Annotated in this window: 6 protein-coding genes and 1 pseudogene; 3 read left to right on the top strand and 4 right to left on the bottom strand. The window is 35.7% G+C overall.

The annotated features are described in order from the left end of the window. The 3 genes from LY60_RS17840 to LY60_RS17850 all read right to left on the bottom strand — a co-directional run. Positions 1–582: acyl-CoA dehydrogenase family protein (locus LY60_RS17840; RefSeq protein ID WP_212633511.1), on the bottom strand; the 582-nt coding region annotated here is incomplete at its 3' end. A 183-nt stretch (positions 583–765) separates the two neighbouring features. Then, positions 766–2,073 (bottom strand): GntP family permease, encoded by a 1,308-nt coding sequence (locus LY60_RS17845; protein WP_145087125.1) that lies wholly within the window; start codon positions 2,071–2,073, stop codon positions 766–768. A gap of 57 nt (positions 2,074–2,130) precedes the next feature. Further along, on the bottom strand, positions 2,131–3,159 hold the full coding sequence (locus LY60_RS17850; protein WP_145087128.1) for a ketopantoate reductase family protein: 1,029 nt from the start codon (positions 3,157–3,159) through the stop codon (positions 2,131–2,133). 282 nt (positions 3,160–3,441) lie between these two features. Here LY60_RS17850 and LY60_RS17855 point away from each other — a divergent pair, with 282 nt between their 5' ends. The 3 genes from LY60_RS17855 (at position 3,442) to LY60_RS17865 (ending at position 6,223) form a co-directional block, all read left to right on the top strand. Further along, complete coding sequence (locus tag LY60_RS17855; RefSeq protein ID WP_145087131.1) at positions 3,442–4,290, top strand: beta-keto acid cleavage family enzyme; 849 nt, start codon at positions 3,442–3,444, stop codon at positions 4,288–4,290. Then, positions 4,291–4,707 carry a MaoC family dehydratase gene (locus LY60_RS17860; RefSeq protein WP_145087134.1) on the top strand — a complete coding sequence of 139 codons (417 nt, stop codon included), beginning with the start codon at positions 4,291–4,293 and terminating at the stop codon, positions 4,705–4,707. A 124-nt stretch (positions 4,708–4,831) separates the two neighbouring features. Beyond that, positions 4,832–6,223, top strand: a complete 1,392-nt coding sequence (locus LY60_RS17865; RefSeq protein WP_145087137.1) for a sigma-54 interaction domain-containing protein — start codon at positions 4,832–4,834, stop codon at positions 6,221–6,223. A 45-nt stretch (positions 6,224–6,268) separates the two neighbouring features. On the opposite strand, the pseudogene LY60_RS18275 reads toward LY60_RS17865, so the two are convergent. Further along, positions 6,269–6,436: pseudogene (locus LY60_RS18275) on the bottom strand (electron transfer flavoprotein subunit alpha/FixB family protein); the annotation flags it as partial.

Genomic DNA, 6,436 nt, shown 5'->3' on the forward strand with positions numbered 1-6,436 from the left:
TGAAAATCCAGAGAATGTGCTTTCAACTATGAATGCTGAAATGCCTTTTGTTCCTTGTGATTTGTCAGTCATTGCCATAACTATATAAACATCTGCATAAGATGCATTAGTTATAAATATTTTGCTTCCGTTTAAAATGTAGTTGTCTCCGTCAAGAACTGCTTTTGTCTGCTGTCCTGCAGCATCAGTTCCTGCTCCAGGTTCTGTAAGACCGAATGCGCCTATCCATTCACCTGATGCAATTTTAGTCAAATATTTTTGTTTTTGTTCTTCTGTTCCAAATTCCAACAGTGGTGAACCACATAATGATGTGTGTGCAGATACGATAACGCCTGTAGTAGCGCATACTTTTGACAATTCTTCAACTGCCATTGCATAAGTTAAATAGTCGCATCCCTGTCCGCCGTATTGTTTTGGAAATGGAATTCCCATGAAACCATATTTCTGCATTTTTTCAACAGTTTCAAGTGGAAATCTTTCTTGTTCGTCAATTTCTTGTGCCAATGGCTCCACTTCGTTGACAGCAAAACTTCTGAAAAGCTGTCTTGCCATTTCGTGTTCCTTGCTTAATTGAAATTTCATATTTCACTCCTATTTTATATGCGGTATTATAGTAAAATTTTTTATATAATTGCACATGCCTGTTAAATTTTTCCCTTATTATGCCCTATTTTAAAAGAAGGAGTTATCTCCTGAATAATGCCGGAGATAACCCTTGACATGAATCAAATAAAATTATTAAATCTGTTTTCTGTCAATTAATTATTACAAGCCTAATGCAATAACTGCTGCGGTACATACTATTGTAAAAATAAAAGGTACTAATACTGTAGTAACAAATACAAATCTATAACCTTGTTTATGATTCAGTCCCAGCCAGCTGAACATTAAGAACAGCCCGCTTGAATGAGGAAGAGTGTCCAGGCTGCCTGCAGCTATGGAAGTCAGTCTGTGCATATAATCCATGTTTGCACCGCTTGCAATGAATTGCTGAGCGAATGTTTCCATAGTGATTCTCACACCGCCTGATGAAGAACCTGTGATACCTGAAATAATTGCAGTTGCTGTTACACCTGTTATATAAGGGTTCATGTTGAATCCGTTAATCCATGCAACAACATTTTGGAATGCAGGGGAATTTTGAACAAGTCCTCCAAATGCAACTACTGCACATGGTCCCGCAATGGCTCCTATTGCTCCACCCAGGCCTTTGTTTAATAATTCTTTTTTATCCTTGATTCTATCCCAGTTAAATATCATGGCAATTGCTGAAGCAACAGTCATGGCTAATACTATTGATGCTGCTGATGGCATAACTTTTCTGAGTCCTACAATCATAGCTACAACAACTATCAATGGTATAAAAGATTTAGTTGCTGATGGAAGCTGGCTTCTATCAATTTGATACATTGTATGATCAGTACCTTCAATGTACGTAAAATGTTCCCCAGCTGCTCTGAGTCTTTTTTCTTCCCATTTTAAATATGCATACTCCACAACAAACATTAATAGTCCAACAATTATACTGAATACCGGAGCTGCTGTAAGTGTTGTACCTAAATAAGTTGTGGGAACAACATTTGTTAATTGAGGTGAACCAGGCAGTACAGTCATTGTATATGCAGCTGAACCTGCAAGCAATGGTCCCATAGCAAGACGCCTTGGTATGTCAGCTTCTTTAAACAATACCATTATTATTGGGCTCACTGCAAATACAACAACAAATAAGCTGATACCCCCATATGTCAATGCAGATGTTGCAAGAAGAACAACAAGCATTGCTCTTCCTTTTCCAAACCAATCTATGAACTTATAACCAATTGATATTGCTGAACCTGTGTCTTCCATTAATTTTGCATATAATGCTGAGGAAGCAAATATCAAAAAGTATGATTTGAAAAATCCAATATATCCATTCATGTAAAATTCAGAAAAAGATTCCCATAAATTCATTCCGTTTGACACTATTACCACTAATCCTGCTGCAATAGTAAGCGGCAATGCACCCACACCCTTGTATGCCAGAAAAGCAAGAATACCAATTGCTACTAATAAACCAATTATTCCAATCATATTAGACCTCTTTTCAAATTTTATAGTAACTTAAAGTAAATTTCATTTATTATTTAATTATGCTTTAAAATCAGGTATGTCGAAAAATTTAAGGTTATCCATGCTCAATGGAAGTTCTTTGTTTTCTATTCCTTTAATAACCTTAACAGCAATATCATTAAATGGAGTAGGAATTCCATATTTCTTTCCTTGCTCAACCACAAATCCATTGATCATATCTACTTCTGTCTTTTTACCCTTTTCCAAATCCTGAAGCATGCTGGCTTTTGCTGTTCTCTTATCAGCATAGAACTTTCTGAAACATCTCTGAGACAGTTCATAGTCATCATAAGTTGCTGTCCATCCCCAGTCTTTCATATCCATTCCCATAACATCTTCAAATTTCACTCCTGCTGCTGTACAAACTTCTATAATTTCGCTTGCAATTAATCCTAAACATGCACTTGCCTTTAAATTGTTGAGAACATCTCCGAATACAGAGCCTGTAACTGCAGACATGCCGCTCATACAGCTGTTCAATATCAATTTAGACCAACGAGCTCCCATTAAATTTTCTACTATACATACAGGACCCATATGTTCAAGAACTGCTGCTACTTTTTGAATTCTATCTGTTATTTTACCGTCAATTTCACCTATGTCAAACAAATTGTCTCCACATGTAACATCCTGAGTTACTTCAGAAACCCCTGGGCTTATAAATGTTGCACCCCAAAGCACAGTACCACCTACTGTTCTGTTGCCTCCTATATACTCTGATACGCTGTATTCTGGAACACCGTTTTGCAATGTGCATACAATACTGTCTTCATTAAGGAAATTTTTAAGTTTCGGAAGAGCTTCTGCATTTGATGTTTGTTTAGTAAACACAAACACTATATCATATTTTCCTTCCATTTGTTCCGGTAAAATTGCTTTAACCGGCACTGTCATATCAACACATCCGATTATGTGTGCTCCTTTTTCGTTTAGAGCCTTTACATGCTCTGCATAGCTGTCAATCAACACAACTTCAAGCCCATTCTTGTTTAAAAAGGCTCCTAATACAGTTCCCATTGCTCCTGAACCAAAAATTGCTATTCTCATTATACTATCCTCCTATAAATTTTAGGCTTAATTTCTTAGCCACCGTATGTAGAGCAATAATCATGCCAACAACTAAACTCGTGCATTTTGCTCATTTTCAAAAAAAGAAGCATTAATATTGTTTAGAAAATCTACACTTTTAACATTTTTTTGATTTGATTTTCTACACATTTTCATTTTACTTTTCAGATTTCCGAGTAATTTAGTCAAAAAACATGTTGGCATAAAGATTGCTATATTAATTACAGTTTTAACAAAAAAAACATTATCATGGAGGATATAATGAGTGATTTAAAAAAGAAAAGAGTAATTTCAGTAGCTATAACAGGATCATGGCCTACAAGGGAAGATAATCCTAACCTATCAATAACACCGCAGGAAATTGCGGATGATGTATATGAATCATGGAAGGCCGGTGCTGCTATAGCACATATACATGTGAGAAATGATGATGGTTCACCATCTACAGATTATGCAAAATACAAGGAAACAATTGACTTAATACGTGCCAAAAAAGATTGCGACATCTGCATCAACATTACAAGTTCAGGAAGTGTAGGCTTTGGTGATGAAGAGAGAATATACCCTCTGCAGCAGCTTCTGCCTGAAATGGCTTCTTACGATGCAGGTACATTAAACTGGCAGCATAGAACTATTTTCGAAAATCATCCCAGATTTTTGGAAAAGTTAGGACTGGCACTGCAAGAATCAAATATCAAACCTGAAATTGAAATATTTGATGGAGGAATGGTTCATAATGCTTTATATTATTTGAAAAAAGGCATTCTGAAGGCACCTCTTCACTTCCAGTTTGTGCTTGGAGCTCCTGGTGGTCTGCCTAATACAATCGAAAATCTTGTTTTCTTAAAAAGCTTAATCCCTGAAGGTTCAACATGGTCAGGATGCGGTATTGGAAGCGGTCACATGCCTATAATGATGGCAACAATTGCCATGGGAGGACATCTTAGAGTAGGAATGGAAGACAACGTAATGTATAAAAAAGGAGTACCTGCTGAATCTAATGCACAGTTTGTGGCAAGAGCAAAGAGACTGCTTGAGGAAGCTGATTTACAAGCTGCTACTCCTGATGAAGCTCGTCAGATTTATGGACTTACAAGAAAGGTATTTTAAATGTTAGGTTTAAAGATTAACCAGTTGGCGGTTGGACAAAAAGCATCCTTCACAAAAACAATTACAGAAACTGATGTTTATTTATTTGCCGGAATCAGCGGAGACATAAATCCTGCGCATTTAAATGAAAGCTATGCAAAAGACACATTTTTCAAAGGAAGAATTGCACACGGAATGTTGTCTGCTTCTTTAATATCTGCAGTCATAGGTGTACAGCTTCCGGGACCGGGTACTATATATTCTTCACAGACGCTGAAATTTTTAGCTCCCGTTCGATTTGGCGACACAATCACTGCAACTGTAGAAATAACTGAAATATTTCCTGATAAAAATAGGGTTGCTCTGAAAACTTATTGCACAAACCAGGACGGTACTGTTGTTACAACAGGTGAAGCACTTGTTCTTCCACATAAATAAATAGCAGTTTAAAATAATTACAAAAAGATATTGCCAAACTTCTATTAATTTTTGGAATATCTTTTTTATATGGAACCGTATAAAAAGATATGCTATAATTATTATGCTGTTCAGGAGGATAATGATGCAAAAAAATAAAGATGAAAAACTTCAAAGTATATTGAATAAAGCTCTTAGATGTATGTATTATGCTATCATTACCGATGAAGCGGGAATTGTAGTTTTCATAAGTAAAAATTATCAGGAATTGCTTAATATTAAAGAAGAAGACTTCCTAGGTAAACCTATTCAAGATATTATACCTAATTCTGAAATTCCTCGAATCATCATGACTAGAAAGGAAGACATAGGGCACTTATTTACACTTAAAAACGGCCAGACTGTTGTGTGCAACAGAATTCCAATTATCGAAAACGACATACTTTATGGCGTAATAAGTACAGCTACATTCTATAACTTAAATGAAGTTTCAATATTAAACCAACAAATTAAAGAACTGCAAAAAGAAAATCTGGAGTATAAGAAAAAAATATCAGAATTGTCGGGTAGATCTCAAAAACCCATAAACAATATAGTAAGCGACTCCAAATCAATCATGATAATTAAAGATACAATTGAAAGATTTGCAAAATCAGATTTGACATTTTTAATTACAGGAGAAACAGGAACCGGAAAAGAGGTTTTTTCCAATGCCGTTCATGAGTTGAGCAACAGGCGAAACAATAATTTTGTAAAAATAAACTGTGCTGCCATTCCAAAAGACTTGTTGGAATCGGAACTTTTTGGTTATGAGCCCGGATCATTTTCAGGCGCTTCCAAGGAAGGCAAAATAGGAAAGTTTGAACTTGCAAATCAAGGAACTATACTTCTTGATGAAATCGGTGAAATGCCTTTAAGCCTTCAGTCTAAACTTCTGAGAGTTCTGCAGGAAGGTGAACTGGAGAGAGTAGGCGGTTTAAAAACAATAAAAATTGATGTGCGTGTCATTTGCTGCACAAATCAAAACATTGAAGAACAAGTGGAAAAAGGATTGTTCAGAAGGGACTTATTTTACAGAATAAATGTTGTAGAAATCAATATTCCGCCCCTTAGAGAACGCCCTGAAGACATTCCTCTTCTGTGCAAATATTTTATTGAAGAATTTAATAAATCACACGGACTAGAAATAACATATATTAAAAATGATGTTTATGCTCTGTTTTATCAGTATTCATGGACAGGAAACGTGAGAGAATTAAAGCATGTCATTGAGCGTGCCTGCATAGCTGCAGGAAAAGGTTCATTGCAATTAGAACACTTTGATTTCTTATTGTCAAGAATGTATAAAAAAAACGAAGAAACCAGGCAATTATTAAACACCAGCTCTCTCAATGATGTCACTGCTGAAATTGAAAAAGAAAAAATCATTAAGACGCTTATTGAAGCAAAGGGCAATAAATCTAATGCTGCAAAGTTGTTAGGCATTGACCGCAGCAGCCTGTATAACAAATTAAAGAAATATGGGATTGATATATAGCTTAAAAAGAAAAAATGGTGAACAGGATTTCTGTTCACCATTTTGTTATTTATCTTCTTTGCTCTTTTCTTGTTTCAGCTGTTCAATAAGAAGAGGAACTATTTTGAAAATATCTCCTACTATTCCAACATCAGCCACATCAAATATAGGAGCTGATGCATCCTTGTTGATTGCTATGATGTAATCAGATTCTTCCATTCCGGCCAAGTGCTG

This window comes from Sedimentibacter saalensis (assembly GCF_007830175.1).
In the GTDB taxonomy this organism is placed as follows: Bacteria; Bacillota; Clostridia; order Tissierellales; family Sedimentibacteraceae; genus Sedimentibacter; species Sedimentibacter saalensis.

What these genes read in the sequence shown, in the direction of transcription:
- LY60_RS17845 (WP_145087125.1), bottom strand. Translation starts at nt 2,073, where the DNA reads ATGATTGGAATAATTGGTTTATTAGTAGCAATTGGTATTCTTGCTTTT.
- LY60_RS17850 (WP_145087128.1), bottom strand. Translation starts at nt 3,159, where the DNA reads ATGAGAATAGCAATTTTTGGTTCAGGAGCAATGGGAACTGTATTAGGA.
- LY60_RS17855 (WP_145087131.1), top strand. Translation starts at nt 3,442, where the DNA reads ATGAGTGATTTAAAAAAGAAAAGAGTAATTTCAGTAGCTATAACAGGA.
- LY60_RS17860 (WP_145087134.1), top strand. Translation starts at nt 4,291, where the DNA reads ATGTTAGGTTTAAAGATTAACCAGTTGGCGGTTGGACAAAAAGCATCC.
- LY60_RS17865 (WP_145087137.1), top strand. Translation starts at nt 4,832, where the DNA reads ATGCAAAAAAATAAAGATGAAAAACTTCAAAGTATATTGAATAAAGCT.